Below are 2,448 nucleotides of genomic sequence, written 5' to 3' on the forward strand. Positions count from 1 at the left end.
ACAAATGCACTCGTAGCTCAGCTGGATAGAGTACTCGGCTACGAACCGAGCGGTCACAGGTTCGAATCCTGTCGAGTGCACCATTTAAGAGTCAGTTGCAGCAATGCAGGTGATTCGGCTTCAACCAGTTGTGATCTGGTCTAAAAACACAATCTGCACTCGTAGCTCAGCTGGATAGAGTACTCGGCTACGAACCGAGCGGTCACAGGTTCGAATCCTGTCGAGTGCACCATACAAACAAAAAGCCCGCCTAGTGCGGGCTTTTTGCCGTCTGGGGTTTGGGTAGGATTTATCCCGGCTTTGGTCTTTTCTCGTGGCCCATGTGTTTTCCCCCTCCGCTGCGTCGTCGCAGTTCATAGATGCAGCCAATGCTCAGCTTTGGCTCGCAAGCGCTTGTTCTTTCCAGTTTTTTAACGTTTAAAGCGCGCGCAGCGTGTATCATTGCGCCCGTCAGCCCCGCCGGGGCTTGTGGAATACCTCCATGGACTTACCCAGTAGTTACTCAGTACCCCGCTTTACCAATCATGAATTGACTGATTGATCCTTCCGGCGTGCCCCGCTGCTGGGAGTGGAGTTCGCCTATGACCGAAGTAGAAGTAAAGAAAACACAAGACAGCCTGCAGGATCGCCTCGCTCAAGTCATCGAGCTGCTGCAGCGCCAGCGTGTGGTCGAAGACCTCACGCATCGCCAGGAAGGTCCGAATCACGACCGCGTCGAAAACCTGGTTCACCGGCAGAATCTCGTCGAGTTGCAACGCAAACTCGATGACCTTCACTCCGCCGACGTTGCCTACATCCTTGAAGCCTTGCCGCTGGATGATCGACTGACCCTGTGGCAGTTGGTCAAGGCCGACCGCGACGGCGACATTCTCCTCGAAGTATCTGACTCGGTCCGTGAAACCCTGATCGCCGACATGGACGATCACGAGCTTCTGGCGGCGGCCAGGGAGATGGACGCCGACGAACTGGCTGACCTGGCCCCCGAGCTGCCCCGTGACGTTGTCCATGAGCTGATGGAAGCCCTGGACGGCCAGCAGCGTGAGCGAGTGCGCTCCGCGCTGTCCTATGACGAGGATCAGGTCGGCGCCCTGATGGACTTCGAGATGGTCACCATCCGCGAAGACGTCAGCCTGGAAGTGGTGTTGCGTTACCTGCGCCGCCTCAAAGAATTGCCCGGCCACACCGACAAGCTGTTTGTGGTCGACTACGAAGGCATTCTCAAGGGCGTATTGCCGATCAAGCGTTTACTGGTGAACGATCCGGACAAGAAAGTTGCGGATCTGATGGCCAGCGACACCGTGAGCTTTCACCCGGATGAAGACGCTTACGAGGCTGCCCAGGCCTTTGAGCGTTATGACTTGATCTCGGCACCGGTGGTCGACAAGAACGGCAAGCTGATCGGCCGTTTGACCATCGATGAAATGGTCGACCTGATTCGTGAAGAGAGTGAAACCGAAGTTCTCAACATGGCGGGTTTGCGTGAAGAGGAAGACATCTTTGCGTCGGTCTGGCGTTCCCTGCATAACCGCTGGGCCTGGCTGGCAGTCAACCTGATTACCGCCTTTATTGCCTCGCGCGTGATCGGGCTGTTCGAGGGCTCAATCGAGAAGCTGGTTGCACTTGCGGCACTGATGCCAATCGTGGCCGGTATCGGCGGCAACTCGGGCAACCAGACCATCACCATGATCGTGCGCGCAATGGCACTCGATCAGGTGAGTACTGCCAATTCCTCACGCCTGTTACGCAAAGAGTTGGCCGTGGGCCTGATCAACGGGCTGGTGTGGGGCGGCGTGATCGGTGTGGTGGCTTATTTGTTGTATGGCAGTTGGTCGCTGGGCGTTGTGATGACGGCCGCCATGACGCTCAACTTGCTGTTGGCGGCGCTGATGGGCGTGCTGATCCCCATGACCCTGGCGCGCCTGGGTCGCGACCCGGCAATGGGCGCCAGCGTGATGATTACTGCCATGACCGACAGTGGCGGCTTCTTTATCTTCCTGGGGCTGGCGACCATCTTTCTGCTCTGATCCCTTCTGGCGGGGGCAAATCTGCTCCCGCCTTGCCTCTTCTCACCGGCTTTCCTTTCTCAAATCGCAGGCAAAAAAAAGCCAGCACATGGCTGGCTTCGGCTTTCAGTTGCAGATCAATTGGCTTCTGCGGCCGCCTCAACGTCGTGCGCGATAAGCGAGACGAGAGCATTTTGCTGGCGGTGGGAGAGCTGACGAAAACGCTGCAGCAGTTCGCGTTCGTGCAGTGACAGCTCGGGGCTGTCCAGGCGCATGCTCAACTCTTCGCCCAGCGCACCTTCCTGAATAAGGCTCTGTTCCAAGCGCGCGATGATTTCGGAGTTCATGCTGCGGTGATGATTGCGAGCCACCTCGGCAATGCGTTCCCGCATTCCGTCTGGCAGACGTACGACGAACTTGTCAGCCGTACGGCTGGAATAAATTG

Annotated in this window: 2 protein-coding genes and 2 tRNA genes; 3 read left to right on the plus strand and 1 reads right to left on the minus strand. The window is 57.3% G+C overall.

All coding sequences use genetic code 11. The annotated features are described in order from the left end of the window. Positions 1-6: 6 nt before the first annotated feature. The 3 genes from WBB95_RS01505 (at position 7) to mgtE (ending at position 2,024) form a co-directional block, all read left to right on the plus strand. Positions 7-83 (plus strand) — tRNA-Arg (locus WBB95_RS01505). 72 nt (positions 84-155) lie between these two features. Continuing rightward, positions 156-232: transfer RNA gene (locus WBB95_RS01510), tRNA-Arg, on the plus strand. Between the two features lie 349 nt (positions 233-581). Next, positions 582-2,024 (plus strand): magnesium transporter, encoded by a 1,443-nt coding sequence (mgtE, locus tag WBB95_RS01515; protein WP_424485976.1) that lies wholly within the window; start codon positions 582-584, stop codon positions 2,022-2,024. A gap of 116 nt (positions 2,025-2,140) precedes the next feature. Here mgtE and WBB95_RS01520 read toward each other — a convergent pair whose 3' ends face one another. Then, positions 2,141-2,446: an Arc family DNA-binding protein gene (locus WBB95_RS01520; protein WP_424485977.1), complete on the minus strand. Its 306-nt coding sequence runs from the start codon at positions 2,444-2,446 to the stop codon at positions 2,141-2,143. Between the last annotated feature and the right edge of the window lie 2 nt (positions 2,447-2,448).

Source organism: Pseudomonas sp. (assembly GCF_049645325.1).
GTDB lineage: Bacteria > Pseudomonadota > Gammaproteobacteria > Pseudomonadales > Pseudomonadaceae > Aquipseudomonas.